The sequence below is a fragment of the Enterobacter mori genome (assembly GCF_025244905.1).
GTDB lineage: Bacteria > Pseudomonadota > Gammaproteobacteria > Enterobacterales > Enterobacteriaceae > Enterobacter > Enterobacter mori_A.
Window position 1 is genome coordinate 2,088,779 of the sequence record NZ_CP104285.1, and the last position, 15,382, is coordinate 2,104,160.

The window sequence follows — 15,382 nt, forward strand, 5'->3', positions numbered from 1 at the left end:
CGAGTATCGGTCGTGTCTTCAGAGAGAGGCTCGAACACGGCGAACACGCACCGAGATGCTGATGATGGAAAAAAGGGCGATAACCGCGAGCATCAACCCCAGCGCCAGCATGGCGTTAAAGCCTATCCACCTGAACAGCAGCAGCCCCGCGATACCGCCCGTAATGAACGAAAACAGGGTGGTCAGGTGGGTTTTCAGCTGGCTTTTTTGTGCCGCCGTATCTTTGGAGTAATCCCTGCGGAGCATTGCCACCAGTACGGAGGCCAGGGATATCCCCGCGTCCGTGAGCGTGCCGGTAATGTGCGTCGATCTCACCCGTCCGCTGGACAGCTGCGTGGAAGTGGAATTATGAATACCCATCAGGCCGCACAGAAAAAGAATAATTTCCCGGTTGCTGGTGAGGGCATGAAAATACATCTCATAGAAGGAAACGCCGGTCAGCAATATCCCCTCGACAAACAGGATCTGGCAAAAAACCAGCCTGACGTTATGGATAATGCCCCATATTACGATCGTGCGCGCAATAATGGCGCCTGCCACAAAGGAGAGAATAATCGAGCCGAAGAAAATAATATCGCTCAGGTCGGTAGAAGAGACTTCGCTGGATAATTGTGAGGTGTTGCCGGTCATGTGTGAGGGGAAAAAGCCAAATGCCCCGAGGGCGATGGCGTTCAGCAAACCTGCCGAGGTCGCCAGCCAGAGAGCAAGCCGACGATCCTCCTTATGCGTTCGTTCTTTCTTGAGTCTAATCAGCAAGAATACCTCCGGGTTGAGCTTTGCCTGAATAGTCAGGCTAGCAAAGCGGTGCAACGGGCTGTCCAGGATATGGCTTAATTATTATTCCCTTTTAAGGTCTTCAGGGTTTAGTAATTAAATAAACAGTCTCGCCGCGGGTATTCATTCAGACACTAACATTTACACCATGCCGTTATTTCCGTGACGCAAAAATGCCGGGCGCTGATTAAGGCGTTCAAACCAGGCCTCAATCGCAGGCACGTCGGGCTTATCAAACGGCGTCATTTTCCAGCGATTCACCGACAGCCCAAGCACCACGTCCGCGAGGGTAAACGTCTCGCCCGCCGCAAAGGCCCCGGTGCGCTGTAGCTGGTTTTCCAGAATGGTGATGCAGTGGTTCCACTCCTTTATTCCCGCCGCAATACGCGCCGGGTCGTTAAAGTCCGGGTTTTTACGCCCCAGCGCCGGGAAGACATAGCGCCAGGCGTTGTTGAATTCGGTCGCCTGCCAGTCCATCCAGCGCTCAACATTGGCGCAGGCCTGCGGTTCTGCGGGCAGCAGATCGTTACATTCGGCCTTGCGCGCCAGATAACGGCAGATGGCATTGGATTCCCACAGCACGAAATCGCCATCCATCAGCACCGGCACCATGGCGTTGGGGTTCAGGGCGCGAAAGGCATCCGTTTCCGTTGAGGCAAAACCGCTGCCGTAATCTTCCTGCTGGTAAGCGATGCCCGCTTCTTCGCAGGTCCAGAGCACTTTACGAACGTTGATGGAGGTGGTTTTACCGAGGATGGTGATCATTGCGCAGGTGTCCTTTAGAGGATGTCATTGTTTAAAAACAATACACCAGATGTGCCAGAGAGGTTGGGGCAAAATTTGGTGGGGCGTGCCTTGCGCGGTTCAACCGAACGTTTCTGGAAGACGCCTCGCAAACCGCAAAGTAACCGCGTGAAATTCAGGGTTATGTCTTTTCTTCAACCGATCGTGGTCGTAAAGTGCCTGCGTTGCGGCACATCCGCAATCGGGCGTAGGAACCCGCATCTACAGAGCGATATTTTTATGTCGCGGCAGCGCCGAACTCGTTAAAATTGCGGTGGCGCTGGCGGAGCAGCCGCAAGGCTGGCCGTTTTCTCTGTGGGCGGCATTCCTACCTCTGTCAGCGCTACCCCCTCGAGCGTAGGAACTCATCGGGTGGTTCAACCAATTTATACACTGAGGATGCCTTACGATGGCTACTATCCCAACCCTGACTTATCTCCCGTCTGACGAAAGCGTCATTCTGCAACTTCTCTCCCGGCCGCTTCCGGCTGATGCCGATCTGTTTGACGTCGCCGACAACTGTACCGCACTGGTGAGCGTGCTGGTCGAAAGCGATGATATCGCGAGCCGTACTGCGCTGTGCGAGCGTCTCCTTCAGACCCTGCGCAGGCTGCGTGAACTCTGCGATGTCGATCTTCCGCCATACCTGATTGAACAGTTGATCATGGGTGAGAAACTGAACTCCTGCGTGCCCGACTGCTGGCAGGACACCTTAACGCAGGTGGATTATGTTCAGGCGCTGACACAGGCGGTGATGGGGGGAACGCTGCCCGCTCACGTAGCGAAAGAGCTGACGGGCCTGCTGCACGATATGGTGTGGCTGCTGGCTGAGTTTGTGAAGGAGCCGCGCATTACTGCGCATTAAGAGGCTGTGGAGGGGCGGCAGCGTCCCTTTGAAACCTGATTAACGTGATGCGTTATCCGTATCCAGAAGCGACGTACCATGGGAGTTGTCGATGGTAAAAAGCCAGCGACCGTCGCTTTCCTGCCGAGTTTGCCAGGAGCGAGAAGCGGCCATTATCTCTTGCTAATTCATTAATACAATGAACACAAGTAAACGTAACTTTGCATGATCTATCATGCGGTGATACTTTGAGTTACGTAAGTCTAAGCGCTCAGATTTATTTGTTCAAAACGACTATTGATGACCAGGCATTCGGGAGGGAACATGATAAAGCTGATTATTACGGATCTTGATGGCACATTTTTAAACAGCCATGGGGACTATGACCGTGATTTATTTGCCAAAACGTGGGCGAATATGTTGTCCCACGGGGTGCATTTTGCTGCATGTACCGGCAAGCAATGCGAGCGGGTGGAAGAGCTTTTCGGAGAATTAAGTCAAGACATCTGGATAGTGGGCGATAGCGCTACGCGCATCAAACATAAGGGTAATTTTGCCTTTCAATCACTGATAGATAATGCTACAGGCAAGGCAATCATTAACACGCTTGAGGAAGTGAGCTCCACGCATGTCATTATTGCCTGTACCCCTGAAGGCGCGATTGTACGCTCTGATGTTCCGCAGCATCTTAAGGACAAAGTCCGACGTTCCTATGCCCGCATGATAGAGACCGTGGACTTTGACAGGGTCAACAGTGATTTTGTCAAAATCACTGTTTTTGATGAGGAGGGAAACTGCCCGCAAACTCGCCCGCACTTGAGCCCGTTTGAGGATGATGTGTACATCGTGGTGTCTGAAGCCTCATGGATCGATATTGCCGGTTATGGCGTGCACAAGGGGAGCACCGTACAAAAACTTCAGGAAATACTGGATGTCAGTCCGGAAGAAACAATGGCCTTTGGTGACGGGTACAACGATCTGGAACTTCTGGCCCAGGCAGAATATAGCTTTGCCATGCGAAACGCTTTTGAAGAGGTGAAGCACGCGGCGCGTTTTGTCACCGGAACCAATGATGACAGTGCGGTAATGGAAACCATCAACCGCCTGCTTGCACTGCAATCCTGACGGGAAAGAAAGGGAAGGCTTAACACCTGCCTTCCCGGAGATTGGGTGCATATCAGCCTGCAATTTCCAGCCGTATATTTGTATGCGCAAGAGAGCCTGTATCCGTCTGGCTGCTTGCCACGACGACATCAAGATCCTCACATAAAGCAACTTTATACCGGGCAACCTGGGGCATTTTGTCCGCAATGACAGCGGCGATAACCTCATTGCTCTGGCGCATCACTTCTTTTTTGAAGCAGGCATCCTCATAGTAAACCGCCGTCAGTCCAGCCTGAAGGTCTAATCCGCAGACGCCGATAAACATCTGGTCAAACAACATCTCCCTGACGTGATTAAGCGGCTCTGACCCCAGAATGCTTCCTGTCTGTGAATTGAGTTTTCCGCCCAGCATAATAACTTCCCCCTGCTTGCGTCCGCTCAGTGCTGCTGCTATTTGTGGGGAATTTGTCACGATAGTGAGATCGTAGTCCTCAGGAATGAAGCTGACCATAGCAAGATATGTCGACCCGCCGTCTATAAAGATACAGGTTCCGGGTCTGATCAATTCCGCACAACGCCTTGCCACCCCTGACTTTTCCTCAATGCTGTGCATAACCCGCGTTTCAAAGCTTGCGGATTGTTTGAACTGGCTGATAGCCCCCCCATAGACCTTTTTACACATCCCCTTGCGAACCATCGCCTGCAAATCTCTGCGTATCGTGTGTTCAGACACGCCCAGCTGGCGGGCAATATCAGCGCCAATCACCCGACCGGTCTGCTGCAGCATCTGGTAAATCACTTCCTGCCTCTGTTCAGGCAGGGCGTCATAATCAATCATTCTACACTCTCAAAATAAACATAACATTGCATAAGTGTACACAATAAAGCATAGTGGGTCTGTGAATATAATACACGTGTGATGTACCGGGCAGGTATCTTTTGACCATGTTGATCAGGAGAGCGGGAAAAATGTGTGGGCCAGTATGTATGAAAAGACTTGAGCAAGACGCTGTGAACCTGGAAAAACTCAGTTCAGCGTGGTTTGACGCTCATAAACATAACGCATTATCAGCAATGCTTGTTCTTTATCTCAAAGAGGCACAATCCGGAGATTTAAAAAATAATTATGCCTGCTTACTGGATGATTCACTGGAATGCTTGATAAGCGTTCTACCGCTGGTTGCAAACAACCTGGCCAGTTCCATCATGCGCGTCCGGCAGGTACCGCAGTACAGACTACGTCCCGCATTAAGTTTAATAATATACTGGTTAATACAGGCTCACACGGGCAAAAAAGACAATCTACCGGAAAGTCATGAGATGCTGGACATTATTGATAACATACTGACCTGACCTCCAGTAATTAATGCCGCACGGACTCATTGAAGAATTTTTACTGTAACGCTGACTGCGTCATTCTTCCGGGAGTGAAGATTGGCAATGATGTTGTTATTGCCGCAGGGAGCGTTGTGACCCGTGATATCCCTGACAGGGTGATAGCCGGTGGGGTACCCGCCAGAGTGTTAAAACATATTCAATAAAGGGGAGTAACTAAATGAACCATCCACATGCAGGAAAAATTATTCTCAACGAATCCGCAATCGCGGAAGGTGTCAATCTTGTTGCCGACAGGCTTAATTCGGACTTCAGTGATGCGGTGATTATTACCGTTACACCAGGGGGGATATTCTTCACCGCTGACTTAACCAGAAAGCTGAAATTTGATGTTGAAATGGATTATATTTCTTGCCCACACACACCGGGAGAACGCAATAACGCGTCAGAGATTGTCTTCCATAATAATATCGGCATTGAAGGACGACATGTGATTGTTATCGATGACGCAATTGAATCCGGGGGGACAATGAAACGGCTTGTTGAACATCTTAACGACAAATATAACCCACAGTCAGTCTCGGTTGCCGTGCTGTTCGTTAAACCCGGCCGTATATCCATTCCTGCGCGCTGTTATTACGCTTATGAGATGGAGAATGACGATCTGCTGATAGGCTACGGCATGCCCTGGCAGAACAAGTTTCGTAATTTTCCCTGCGTATCTCAGTTGATCAAAGATAACTGAGCAATTTTCAGGTTAAAACTAGCAACGTCCGCTCATGGTGCGGAGCGGACCGCTCCAGAAGTATGATGTCCGCTGTGAGCGAGGTGCAGAAGTTACCCCGAGATGATTAATAGCTAATAGGCTGTGCTGCCGACTAAAAGCATTACTACCAAAGCAGTGGTGATTCGGTTATCGTGTTTAATCATTATTAATGGAAAGTAGCATGTGCCACAAAATTATCTGTCGGAAAAGCTTTTTTTTAGCCTGTATCGCCTTACTAGGTGGTTGTGCTACAACTGTTGTCAGTAATGAAGATGCTAAAAATGTTCCTGCGGAACGTATAATTTTAAGGTCTTCCCAAACGAAAAATCCAGGCGAAGCTACCCTGGTAGTCAAACGTGACTCTGGTTTCACTGGAAGTGGTTGTAATATAGTTGTTTATCTTGATGGTAGAGCGATTGCCGAATTGGATACTGGAGAGAAAGTAACATTTTATGCTCAACCCGGGGATCATGTTTTAAGTGCAAAACAGACAAGCATTTGTGTCGCTGGTTTAAAAGAAGTAGGTATAACTCTAAAGGAAAATGAAAGTAAAACTTACCGCATTGGATTCGGTGGGAACGTTGATATGTCGATAAATGCTTCAGCCTTCTAAAAGCATGCGTAGTACTAAGAATAATTTAGACGTGTTGATTCAGCATCCCTATTAACATCTTAGCTTTTGCAACCACTATGGTTATCTGTAACGGAGTCTACTCTTGGAACGAACGAGTCCCCAGGGGCCGGTATGTCTGCTCTGAGCGAAGAGCGGACAGCAACCTTACCCGCAGTAAACCTAAAGAGTGGACTCTTGATGTTTTTAAAGATTAGCTTAAGCAGTCATAATTGAGGTTCAGCTAAAAAAACGTGCGTCATTCAGGGAGAAAAAGATGAGTTTTGAGCGAAAAAAAGAACGTTCGCTTGCCATTATGGAAAGTAAAAAAATGTGGCGCAGCAACTATGCTCCACCTTTGTTGCGTGGATTATGGCGGTTAGGCGTAAAAATTCCGCCATTACCTTTCGTTTCTTTCTGGCGCATCACGTTAATGATGGGACTACTGTATGGTCTTGTATGGGGCCTGATGATGTGGTTTTTCAGTTGGAAAGATATGGGAATGCAGCCTTCGTGGGCAATATTACGGAGTCTCCTGGGTGGCATTCTGTTTGGCGTGATGATGGCAGTGTTTCACAGATGGCGTAAAAAGGCTAATAAACTGCCTGACTGGCAGGATTTGTAAGTAATTTCCAAAGGTCTTAGCATCGCTCATTGCTCTCTCCTGGCACAAAGCTGACCCCCATCTCCTGTCAGTTCGTAAAAATAAAAAACGCCCTTAATGCGGTTAAGTTATTCTCTGATCGTGACGTGGTGATAGGGCGTCATGCTGGAAAATCTATTCAGGCAAGCGTTGATAGTGTAGTGCGTATTTTCTCTGCGCCACCGTAAAGATCATGTCCACTAATCATATGCTCTGTGCCATTAACCGTCGCCAGCAGCACAGGCACCCCTTGGATATCTCGCTGCTCCATAAGACGCTTCACATCCGCGATCCTCTCGTCCGTCATGCGCCGCAACGCTTTATCGGTATCAAGCGCCAGGGGAACCCGTTCATGCTTTAATACGAGGTTGTTTTTCCCGGCCCAGGCTGCGACGATCTCACCCACCACGTCAGGTCTCGAGGTGTCTCGCCCCTCGACATAGCGGGCATGCTGTAGCGTATGAAGAAGATCTGTCTCGGCAGACGGGGTGATGTCACGAACCATTGTCAGGGCACGATTCATAAACGTCGAATCAAACCGCGCGCTGGTCAGCAAAAGCTGATGATAGCACTCGCTGAAAGGCTGCCCGGTGAGTGAAGCGATGCGCCGATCGTTGGACCAGGCGTATTCTGCCCATTGCGCGGTGATGTCCCGGGCCCCCTCATCGCTGAAAAGACCGCTGGGCATCAGCTCAAGTTTTTCTGGGTAATGCTGAGCCAGGTAACTCAGCGCCGGCGCGCTGGCATAGCACCAGCCGCACAGTGGATCAAATAAATACTGCAGTCTCTCAAAACGCATGTTGCCTCCTTCATAACGGAATAGCGCCATCATAATGCGTTCTAATCTCGTTAAAAACGGGCATTCAGTAAATGCAGTGTTGCGTAAAATGAGCGAATAGCGGGGCGTTAAGCCTGAATCATGGCTTAAGCCGGTACACCCACGAATTCATTGTTTGACCGGCAGTCGTCGTTACATCTACCGGTACACGCTCATATTCAGCACCTTCAAACTTATCGAGCACGTCCCAGTGATGATGCAAATTCGCTGAAGTGAAAATAAAACCCTGAACACGATTACCTGAATCATCCAGTTCGATCCCCGGGTACCCCATCTTTGCACCCCAGCCTTTATTTAACAGAGACCCGCCAACGTGTCCTTCCTGCCATGTCCCCCCGATATTCTCAAGAATATGCGCATTAGGTCGACCAGGACCGAGCGTGCCGTACACGAATAAACTCTCCATTATCCCTCCGATAACATGATGAAAATGAAATGGTTGTTTATGACGATTTTGATTTTGGGACGATGGCCTGACAAATCATTTGTTCTCACAATATGTGTGAATTATTATCACGCGTATGATGTTCGATCGCCTTCCACCCTTGCAAACGCTTCGGGCTTTTGAAGCTACTGCCCGGCTCTCCAGCATGACGCTGGCGGCAGCGGAGCTGCACGTTACGCATGGCGCGATAAGCCGGCAAATCCGGAAGCTCGAAGAGCATCTGGGGATAAAGCTATTTCATAGACTGACACGACAGATAATCCTGACGGAGCAGGGGGCTGAATTCCACCAGGCGGTTACCCGACTTCTGGGTGATTTAATGAGAGAGTCTGAGCGTTTACGCGGAAGGAGCCAGGCAAAGAGTTTGCGTATCAGTACGACGGTTTCATTCGCCAGTAAGTGGTTGGCCCCGCGTCTCAGCCGCTTCAGGCAGCGGTATCCTGAATTTGATATTCAGCTGGATGTGACTGACATTAATGTGGATCTTAACGATGAGCAGGTGGATGCCGCGATTCGTTATGGCCGTGGCAATTATCGTGACGTCTGTTCTGAGCGGATCTTGAGTGAAACAGTCACCCCAGTCTGTAGCCCTGACTTTATTAAGGAACATAACGGTCTGAAAGAAATTAAGGATCTTTCAAACTGCGTGCTCCTTCATGAGTACAGAATGATGGCGAACTGGGAGGCATGGTTTGAAATGGCCGGAGAAAACAGTTTCAGCGGCCATCAGGGGACCTTATGGACGCTTGGCAGTATGGCGACAGAAGCCGCTATACGTGGCGAAGGCGTGGCGCTTGGACGGAGTGTGCTGGTTGCAGATGATGTCGCTGCCGGAAGGCTTGTTGTTCCGTTTCCGCAATACAAACTTAAAGCAGAGCGGGGATACGATTTAGTTTACCGTTTCGATAAGAAGGATTCTTTTAAAATACGAATGCTAAAACAATGGCTGTTTGAAGAAATAAGCCTGCTGAAAGATTAACAGGGAACCCGTCAGACAGCTAGAAAGGCCGCAAGCAGGTGTCTGCTTACGGCTACAGGATCGTTAATAACGTTTTCTGGCAATCAGGCCGCTTTCACAGCCCTGATTTTTTTCGTGTCAGCCGCATCTTCTGTTTTATCCGCTGCAGCGGGAGCAGTGAGATCGGGAAGCTTACTGGTACGCAGAATATGCTGCACGGTCTCTTTCTGCTCGGCGAGATACAGCCCAAGATTTTCAGCCTGCGTTTCATCCATCTGCATTCCGCTTTGCAACAGCCAGTCGGTGAACGCGTCGGCCATATCGAGCAGCTTGTCGTGAGCGTCAGCCTCTTTCTTACTGGCAAATGTCATTTTCTCTTCACCTTTTCTTACGACAACAAATTTTGTTTCAACAGCCATCGTGCACCTCGCTATACTGTGTTTATATACAGTATAACAGCTACAGATAGATGGTGCAGCAAAATATGCTTTACTGGCGAAGCTGCTGCGTTCCCGCGCCACCCATATTGCGCCGCCACGCGCCAGGCGCCTGACCGTACTGACGCTTAAAGCTGCGGTTGAAGGACTGTTGGGAGTCAAAGCCCAGCGCGATCGCCACGTTCAGAATGGGTTCGTCGCTGTGGGATAACCGCTCAACCGATTTTTGCAGCTTTTGCGCGCGAATATACCCGGCGAGGGGATAGCCCGTATGCTCTTTGAACAGGCGCTGGAGGTGCCATTTCGAGTAGCCGGAACGCCTGGCGACGGTCTCAATATCCAGGCGGCTGTCCAGGTTGTTGTCGATCCAGTCGAGTAAATCATGCATAAATGCGCCAGTGTTCATCTGGTTACCCCCACGCAGTGGATGAAAAAGTATCTTTATCTGTTGCATTAAAAGGTGGCGCGTTTTTGCAGTAATTGCAAGTTTTATTGTTGCATTTAAATCCCTGGCCGAAACGGGTCTTTTCACATCCGCTCAAATAGCACATAAAGTGCAACAATTATTCTTGCACTTAGTTAAGCGCCTTCCTACAATCGCCGCGAATAGTGTATTCGCAACTGTTACAGTTTTGTGGCGATGAACGACACAAATGGCCTAAGACAGCCCCCGGACAAAGGAAGTGGCGCGGTGCCTCCTGCTGCGTCTTGCCCGGTGGCGACAATTATCGGAATAAAAATAATGAGCCTGCAAAAAACCTGGGGTAACTTTCATCTGAGCGCGCTGGGGGTGATGTTCGCCTCCGTGCTGCTCGTCGGATGCGATAACAGCGTCGCGCAAAACGCTGCGCCACAAGCGCCCGCAGTCAGCGCCGCTAACGTGGTGGTGAAATCGATTAGCCAGTGGGATAGCTTTAACGGCCGGATCGAAGCGGTGGAGAGCGTTCAGCTACGGCCGCGCGTTTCCGGCTACATTGATAAAGTGAATTACACCGACGGCCAGGAAGTGAAGAAGGGTGAGGTGCTGTTCACCATTGATGACCGAACCTATCGTGCGGCGCTGGAGCAGGCGCAGGCGAACCTGGCGAGGGCCAAAACGCAGGCCAGCCTGGCGCAAAGTGAGGCTAACCGTACCGATAAGTTGATCAATACCCATCTGGTCTCACGGGAAGAGTGGGAGCAGCGTCGCTCGGCTGCCGTTCAGGCGCAGGCCGACATCCGCGCCGCGCAGGCTGCGGTTGACGCAGCCCAGCTCAACCTGGATTTCACCAAAGTGACCGCGCCTATCGATGGCCGCGCCAGCCGCGCGTTGATCACCAGCGGTAATCTTGTCACCGCGGGCGACAGCGCCAGCGTACTCACCACGCTGGTGTCGCAGAAGACGGTTTACGTCTACTTTGACGTGGATGAGTCAACCTACCTTCATTATCAAAACCTGGCCCGCAGCGGGCAGGGAGCGTCGAGCAATCACACGGCGCTGCCGGTTGAGATTGGCCTGACGGGCGAGGAGGGCTATCCCCATCAGGGCAAAGTGGATTTTCTGGATAATCAGCTAACGCCGAGTACCGGCACCATCCGCATGCGCGCGTTGATGGATAACGCGCAGCGTCAGTTCACGCCGGGCCTTTTTGCCCGCGTACGCCTGCCGGGCAGCGCGGAATTCAAAGCCACGCTGATCGACGACAAAGCGGTGCTGACCGATCAGGATCGCAAGTATGTTTACGTGGTTGATAAAGAGGGCAAAGCACAGCGTCGCGATATCACGCCGGGACGTCTGGCAGACGGTCTACGCATCGTGCGGCAGGGGTTGAACCCTGGCGATAAAGTGATCGTCGACGGTTTACAAAAAGTGTTTGTGCCGGGAATGCCGGTTAACGCGAAAACCGTTGCCATGACCGCCAGCGCCGCCCTCAACTGATCCCTTACCTGAGAATCCAACCCATGGACTTTTCCCGCTTTTTTATCGACAGGCCGATTTTTGCCGCGGTGCTGTCGATTCTGATTTTTATCACAGGGTTAATCGCCATCCCGCTGCTGCCGGTGAGCGAATATCCTGACGTCGTGCCGCCAAGCGTGCAGGTGCGCGCGGAGTACCCGGGCGCCAACCCGAAAGTGATTGCCGAGACCGTGGCGACGCCGCTGGAAGAGGCGATCAACGGCGTTGAGAACATGATGTACATGAAATCCGTCGCGGGTTCCGACGGCGTGCTGGTAACCACCGTCACCTTCCGTCCGGGAACCGACCCGGATCAGGCGCAGGTTCAGGTGCAAAACCGCGTCGCGCAGGCCGAAGCGCGTCTGCCGGAAGACGTGCGGCGTTTGGGCATTACCACCCAGAAGCAGTCGCCCACGCTGACGCTGGTGGTGCATCTGTTTTCGCCGAACGGTAAGTACGACTCGCTGTATATGCGCAACTACGCCACGCTGAAGGTGAAGGACGAGCTGGCGCGCCTGCCGGGCGTCGGCCAGATCCAGATTTTCGGCTCGGGTGAATACGCGATGCGCGTCTGGCTGGATCCCAACAAGGTGGCGGCCCGCGGGTTGACCGCTTCGGACGTAGTAACAGCGATGCAGGAGCAGAACGTGCAGGTATCCGCCGGGCAGCTTGGTGCCGAGCCGCTGCCGAAAGAGAGCGATTTCCTGATCTCCATTAACGCCCAGGGCCGTCTGCATACCGAAGAAGAGTTCGGCAATATTGTCCTGAAAACAACGCAGGACGGTACGGTTGTGCGCCTGCGCGACGTGGCCCGTATAGAAATGGGGTCCGGCAGCTATGCGCTGCGTTCCCAGTTGAACAACAAAGACGCGGTCGGGATCGGTATCTTCCAGTCTCCAGGGGCGAACGCCATCGATTTGTCTAACGCGGTGCGCGCCAAAATGGACGAACTGTCCACGCGTTTCCCGGAGGATATGAAGTGGGCGGCGCCTTACGATCCGACCGTTTTCGTGCGCGACTCCATTCGTGCAGTCGTGCAAACGCTGCTGGAAGCGGTGGTGCTGGTGGTGCTGGTGGTGATCCTGTTCCTGCAAACCTGGCGCGCGTCGATCATTCCGCTGATCGCGGTGCCGGTCTCGGTGGTGGGGACCTTCAGCATTCTCTATCTGCTGGGCTTCTCGCTGAATACCCTGAGCCTGTTCGGGCTGGTACTGGCCATCGGTATCGTGGTGGATGACGCCATCGTGGTGGTGGAAAACGTCGAGCGAAACATTGAAGAGGGGCTTGCGCCGCTTGCGGCGGCGCATCAGGCGATGCGTGAAGTGTCCGGGCCGATTATCGCGATTGCGCTGGTGCTGTGCGCGGTGTTTGTGCCGATGGCGTTCCTCTCGGGCGTCACCGGCCAGTTCTACAAGCAGTTTGCGGTGACGATCGCGATTTCCACGGTCATCTCCGCCATCAACTCGCTGACGCTCTCTCCGGCGCTGGCGGCACTGCTGTTGAAACCGCACGGCGCGCCGAAAGATTTCCCGACCCGGCTTATCGATCGTCTGTTCGGCTGGATTTTCCGTCCGTTTAACCGCTTTTTCCATCGTAGCTCGAACGGCTATCAGGGGCTGGTGGGCAAAACGCTGGGACGGCGCGGCGCGGTGTTTGTGGTTTATCTGCTGCTGCTCTGTGCCGCAGGCGTCATGTTTAAAGCGGTGCCCGGCGGGTTCATTCCGACGCAGGATAAGCTGTACCTGATTGGCGGTGTCAAAATGCCGGAAGGCTCTTCGCTGGCGCGCACCGACGCGGTGATCCGCAAAATGAGCGAAATCGGGATGAATACCGAAGGCGTGGATTATGCGGTCGCGTTCCCGGGGTTGAACGCGCTGCAGTTCACCAATACGCCGAATACCGGGACGGTCTTCTTCGGCCTGAAGCCGTTCGACCAGCGTAAGCACTCCGCGGCAGAAATAAACGCGGAGATTAACGCGAAAATCGCGCAAATCCAGCAGGGCTTTGGCTTCTCCATTCTGCCGCCGCCGATTTTAGGGCTGGGTCAGGGGTCGGGTTATTCCCTGTACATCCAGGATCGCGGTGGTCTGGGCTATGGCGCGCTGCAAAACGCGGTAAACACCATGTCCGGTGCGATTATGCAGACACCGGGGATGCACTTCCCGATCTCAACCTACCAGGCCAACGTTCCGCAGTTGGACGTGCAGGTTGATCGCGATAAGGCGAAAGCGCAGGGCGTGTCGCTGACCGATCTTTTCGGTACGCTGCAAACCTATCTGGGCTCGTCGTACGTGAATGACTTTAACCAGTTCGGCCGCACCTGGCGCGTGATGGCGCAGGCTGACGGGCAGTTCCGCGACAGCGTGGAAGATATTGCGAACTTACGCACCCGTAATAGCCAGGGCGAAATGGTGCCGATTGGCAGTATGGTGAATATCACGACCACCTACGGGCCCGATCCGGTGATTCGTTACAATGGCTACCCGGCGGCGGATCTGATTGGCGATGCCGACCCGCGCGTGCTCTCATCTGCGCAGGCGATGACGCAGCTGGACGCGATGTCTAAGCAGATCCTGCCGAACGGAATGAACATTGAATGGACCGATCTGAGCTTCCAGCAGGCCACCCAGGGCAATACGGCGCTGATCGTCTTCCCGGTCGCGGTACTGCTGGCGTTCCTGGTGCTGGCGGCGCTGTATGAAAGCTGGACGCTGCCGCTGGCGGTGATCCTCATCGTGCCGATGACGCTGCTCTCCGCGCTGTTCGGCGTCTGGCTGACCGGTGGCGATAACAACGTCTTCGTGCAGGTGGGGTTGGTCGTCCTCATGGGGCTGGCGTGTAAAAATGCGATTCTTATTGTTGAGTTTGCCCGTGAGCTGGAAATGCAGGGCAAAGGCATTATGGAGGCCGCGCTGGAAGCGTGCCGCCTGCGTCTCCGTCCGATTGTGATGACCTCCATCGCGTTTATTGCCGGGACCATTCCCCTTATTCTCGGCCACGGCGCGGGGGCAGAAGTGCGCGGCGTCACTGGTATCACGGTGTTCTCCGGGATGCTGGGCGTAACGCTGTTTGGTCTGTTCCTGACGCCGGTGTTTTACGTGACGCTGCGTAAATTCGTCACGCGCGGCAAAGGCAAAGAGGAAAGGGACGTTCTGCCTGCGTAAGGACGTCGCAGAAAATAAAAAACCGCCTTCAGAGTGAAGGCGGTTTTTTTTTAAGAAAATTAATGGGCTTTTTTATACTGGGCGATAAGTTCTGGTAAGGGATCGCACCCGCTGGTATCGGCTTTTTTGACTTCGTCCAGCGCGCTTGCCACGGTGTGGCGGGCTAATACCGCGAGGGATGCCTGTTCTGCTTCTTCAGAAATTGATTTGAAGTACCAGCAGGCGTTCGCGCTGACCACGCAGCGGGCCGGAACGTCCGGGCGAGAAGCCCACAGTTTTTTATCTTCGGTAACGGAAAGATAAATATCGCGCAGGGTGATCTCTTCCGCCGGGCGGCCAAGATGGATTGAGCCGTTGCGCCCAAGCGTTGAGACGATAATGCCGTCACGCGTGAGAGGAACCATGAGTTTGCGGATAAAGCTCGGGTTCGCTTCCAGGCCGTAGGCCAGAATCGCACTCGTCGAACGTTCTCCTAATTGCTCCGCCATTGCTACGCTGAGAACCATCTGCAAAGCTGTCGGGAAGCGATAATCTAACATTTCTCTGTCCTGGGTTGCGGTGAATCTTGTTCTTTTTGGCACCGCAGAGGTGAATAAGCAATAAACAACAATATAACAAATAGGGTAATTTTTTGAAGCAATCTGCGGCATTTGCGATCAAACCCCCTGTTCTGTTTTAGCTAAACGTGCGGTTCGGGAAGTCAACCGTCACCAGGAGGCCGTCTTCAGTGGAAGTACTGAGTTTT

General features: G+C 52.5%; 18 protein-coding genes. 10 read left to right on the forward strand and 8 right to left on the reverse strand.

Annotated features, from left to right (window positions below):
• Nucleotides 1-18 precede the first annotated feature (18 nt).
• Together N2K86_RS09975 and N2K86_RS09980 are read right to left on the reverse strand one after the other, a co-directional pair.
• Nucleotides 19-756: a YoaK family protein gene (locus tag N2K86_RS09975; RefSeq protein ID WP_260661661.1), complete on the reverse strand. Its 738-nt coding sequence runs from the start codon at nt 754-756 to the stop codon at nt 19-21.
• A gap of 159 nt (nt 757-915) precedes the next feature.
• On the reverse strand, nt 916-1,539 hold the full coding sequence (locus N2K86_RS09980) for a glutathione S-transferase family protein (protein WP_260661361.1): 624 nt from the start codon (nt 1,537-1,539) through the stop codon (nt 916-918).
• A gap of 427 nt (nt 1,540-1,966) precedes the next feature.
• Between N2K86_RS09980 and N2K86_RS09985 the strand changes: the two genes are divergently transcribed.
• Together N2K86_RS09985 and N2K86_RS09990 are read left to right on the forward strand one after the other, a co-directional pair.
• Complete coding sequence (locus N2K86_RS09985) at nt 1,967-2,422, forward strand: hypothetical protein (protein WP_260661362.1); 456 nt, start codon at nt 1,967-1,969, stop codon at nt 2,420-2,422.
• Between the two features lie 303 nt (nt 2,423-2,725).
• A complete protein-coding gene (locus N2K86_RS09990; RefSeq protein WP_260661363.1) occupies nt 2,726-3,526 on the forward strand; it encodes a Cof-type HAD-IIB family hydrolase in 801 nt (266 codons plus the stop codon).
• Between the two features lie 52 nt (nt 3,527-3,578).
• On the opposite strand, the gene N2K86_RS09995 is transcribed toward N2K86_RS09990, so the two are convergent.
• The gene (locus N2K86_RS09995) at nt 3,579-4,343 is read right to left on the reverse strand and encodes a DeoR/GlpR family DNA-binding transcription regulator (RefSeq protein ID WP_260661364.1); all 765 of its coding nucleotides are present in this window, start codon (nt 4,341-4,343) and stop codon (nt 3,579-3,581) included.
• A 149-nt stretch (nt 4,344-4,492) separates the two neighbouring features.
• Between N2K86_RS09995 and N2K86_RS10000 the strand changes: the two genes are divergently transcribed.
• From N2K86_RS10000 to N2K86_RS10020, 5 genes are all read left to right on the forward strand, one after another.
• Nucleotides 4,493-4,858, forward strand: a complete 366-nt coding sequence (locus N2K86_RS10000) for a hypothetical protein (protein ID WP_260661365.1) — start codon at nt 4,493-4,495, stop codon at nt 4,856-4,858.
• Nucleotides 4,859-4,932: 74 nt separating this feature from the next.
• On the forward strand, nt 4,933-5,046 hold the full coding sequence (locus tag N2K86_RS10005) for a hypothetical protein (RefSeq protein WP_313771646.1): 114 nt from the start codon (nt 4,933-4,935) through the stop codon (nt 5,044-5,046).
• A gap of 14 nt (nt 5,047-5,060) precedes the next feature.
• On the forward strand, nt 5,061-5,585 hold the full coding sequence (locus N2K86_RS10010; protein WP_260661366.1) for a phosphoribosyltransferase: 525 nt from the start codon (nt 5,061-5,063) through the stop codon (nt 5,583-5,585).
• Between the two features lie 202 nt (nt 5,586-5,787).
• Nucleotides 5,788-6,219 (forward strand): hypothetical protein, encoded by a 432-nt coding sequence (locus N2K86_RS10015; protein WP_260661368.1) that lies wholly within the window; start codon nt 5,788-5,790, stop codon nt 6,217-6,219.
• A gap of 274 nt (nt 6,220-6,493) precedes the next feature.
• Nucleotides 6,494-6,841, forward strand: coding sequence for a DUF6404 family protein (locus tag N2K86_RS10020; RefSeq protein ID WP_260661369.1), 348 nt, complete (start codon nt 6,494-6,496; stop codon nt 6,839-6,841).
• A 157-nt stretch (nt 6,842-6,998) separates the two neighbouring features.
• Here the strand turns inward: N2K86_RS10020 and N2K86_RS10025 are convergent, their stop codons facing one another.
• Both N2K86_RS10025 and N2K86_RS10030 read right to left on the reverse strand, forming a co-directional pair.
• On the reverse strand, nt 6,999-7,658 hold the full coding sequence (locus tag N2K86_RS10025) for a DsbA family protein (protein ID WP_260661370.1): 660 nt from the start codon (nt 7,656-7,658) through the stop codon (nt 6,999-7,001).
• Between the two features lie 118 nt (nt 7,659-7,776).
• Entirely contained in the window at nt 7,777-8,103 is a 327-nt protein-coding gene (locus N2K86_RS10030; RefSeq protein ID WP_260661371.1) for a gamma-glutamylcyclotransferase family protein, read from the reverse strand.
• Nucleotides 8,104-8,221: 118 nt separating this feature from the next.
• Here N2K86_RS10030 and gcvA point away from each other — a divergent pair, with 118 nt between their 5' ends.
• The gene (gene gcvA / locus N2K86_RS10035; protein ID WP_260661662.1) at nt 8,222-9,121 is read left to right on the forward strand and encodes a transcriptional regulator GcvA; all 900 of its coding nucleotides are present in this window, start codon (nt 8,222-8,224) and stop codon (nt 9,119-9,121) included.
• A gap of 83 nt (nt 9,122-9,204) precedes the next feature.
• Here the strand turns inward: gcvA and N2K86_RS10040 are convergent, their stop codons facing one another.
• Both N2K86_RS10040 and N2K86_RS10045 read right to left on the reverse strand, forming a co-directional pair.
• A complete protein-coding gene (locus tag N2K86_RS10040; RefSeq protein WP_260661372.1) occupies nt 9,205-9,519 on the reverse strand; it encodes a YebG family protein in 315 nt (104 codons plus the stop codon).
• Nucleotides 9,520-9,589: 70 nt separating this feature from the next.
• Nucleotides 9,590-9,943, reverse strand: coding sequence for a helix-turn-helix domain-containing protein (locus N2K86_RS10045; RefSeq protein ID WP_260661373.1), 354 nt, complete (start codon nt 9,941-9,943; stop codon nt 9,590-9,592).
• 336 nt (nt 9,944-10,279) lie between these two features.
• Between N2K86_RS10045 and N2K86_RS10050 the strand changes: the two genes are divergently transcribed.
• Complete coding sequence (locus N2K86_RS10050) at nt 10,280-11,455, forward strand: efflux RND transporter periplasmic adaptor subunit (protein WP_260661374.1); 1,176 nt, start codon at nt 10,280-10,282, stop codon at nt 11,453-11,455.
• Between the two features lie 23 nt (nt 11,456-11,478).
• Complete coding sequence (oqxB, locus tag N2K86_RS10055; RefSeq protein WP_260661375.1) at nt 11,479-14,637, forward strand: multidrug efflux RND transporter permease subunit OqxB; 3,159 nt, start codon at nt 11,479-11,481, stop codon at nt 14,635-14,637.
• Nucleotides 14,638-14,696: 59 nt separating this feature from the next.
• On the opposite strand, the gene N2K86_RS10060 is transcribed toward oqxB, so the two are convergent.
• On the reverse strand, nt 14,697-15,176 hold the full coding sequence (locus N2K86_RS10060) for an RrF2 family transcriptional regulator (protein WP_260661376.1): 480 nt from the start codon (nt 15,174-15,176) through the stop codon (nt 14,697-14,699).
• Nucleotides 15,177-15,382 lie beyond the last annotated feature (206 nt).

Excerpts from the sequence above, each read along its gene's own strand:
- N2K86_RS09980 (WP_260661361.1), bottom strand. The coding sequence starts at position 1,539 with ATGATCACCATCCTCGGTAAAACCACCTCCATCAACGTTCGTAAAGTG.
- N2K86_RS10050 (WP_260661374.1), top strand. The coding sequence starts at position 10,280 with ATGAGCCTGCAAAAAACCTGGGGTAACTTTCATCTGAGCGCGCTGGGG.
- N2K86_RS09990 (WP_260661363.1), top strand. The coding sequence starts at position 2,726 with ATGATAAAGCTGATTATTACGGATCTTGATGGCACATTTTTAAACAGC.
- N2K86_RS10020 (WP_260661369.1), top strand. The coding sequence starts at position 6,494 with ATGAGTTTTGAGCGAAAAAAAGAACGTTCGCTTGCCATTATGGAAAGT.
- gcvA (WP_260661662.1), top strand. The coding sequence starts at position 8,222 with ATGTTCGATCGCCTTCCACCCTTGCAAACGCTTCGGGCTTTTGAAGCT.
- N2K86_RS10060 (WP_260661376.1), bottom strand. The coding sequence starts at position 15,176 with ATGTTAGATTATCGCTTCCCGACAGCTTTGCAGATGGTTCTCAGCGTA.
- N2K86_RS09985 (WP_260661362.1), top strand. The coding sequence starts at position 1,967 with ATGGCTACTATCCCAACCCTGACTTATCTCCCGTCTGACGAAAGCGTC.
- N2K86_RS10015 (WP_260661368.1), top strand. The coding sequence starts at position 5,788 with ATGTGCCACAAAATTATCTGTCGGAAAAGCTTTTTTTTAGCCTGTATC.
- N2K86_RS09995 (WP_260661364.1), bottom strand. The coding sequence starts at position 4,343 with ATGATTGATTATGACGCCCTGCCTGAACAGAGGCAGGAAGTGATTTAC.
- oqxB (WP_260661375.1), top strand. The coding sequence starts at position 11,479 with ATGGACTTTTCCCGCTTTTTTATCGACAGGCCGATTTTTGCCGCGGTG.
- N2K86_RS10025 (WP_260661370.1), bottom strand. The coding sequence starts at position 7,658 with ATGCGTTTTGAGAGACTGCAGTATTTATTTGATCCACTGTGCGGCTGG.
- N2K86_RS10030 (WP_260661371.1), bottom strand. The coding sequence starts at position 8,103 with ATGGAGAGTTTATTCGTGTACGGCACGCTCGGTCCTGGTCGACCTAAT.
- N2K86_RS10010 (WP_260661366.1), top strand. The coding sequence starts at position 5,061 with ATGAACCATCCACATGCAGGAAAAATTATTCTCAACGAATCCGCAATC.
- N2K86_RS10000 (WP_260661365.1), top strand. The coding sequence starts at position 4,493 with ATGAAAAGACTTGAGCAAGACGCTGTGAACCTGGAAAAACTCAGTTCA.
- N2K86_RS10040 (WP_260661372.1), bottom strand. The coding sequence starts at position 9,519 with ATGGCTGTTGAAACAAAATTTGTTGTCGTAAGAAAAGGTGAAGAGAAA.
- N2K86_RS10045 (WP_260661373.1), bottom strand. The coding sequence starts at position 9,943 with ATGAACACTGGCGCATTTATGCATGATTTACTCGACTGGATCGACAAC.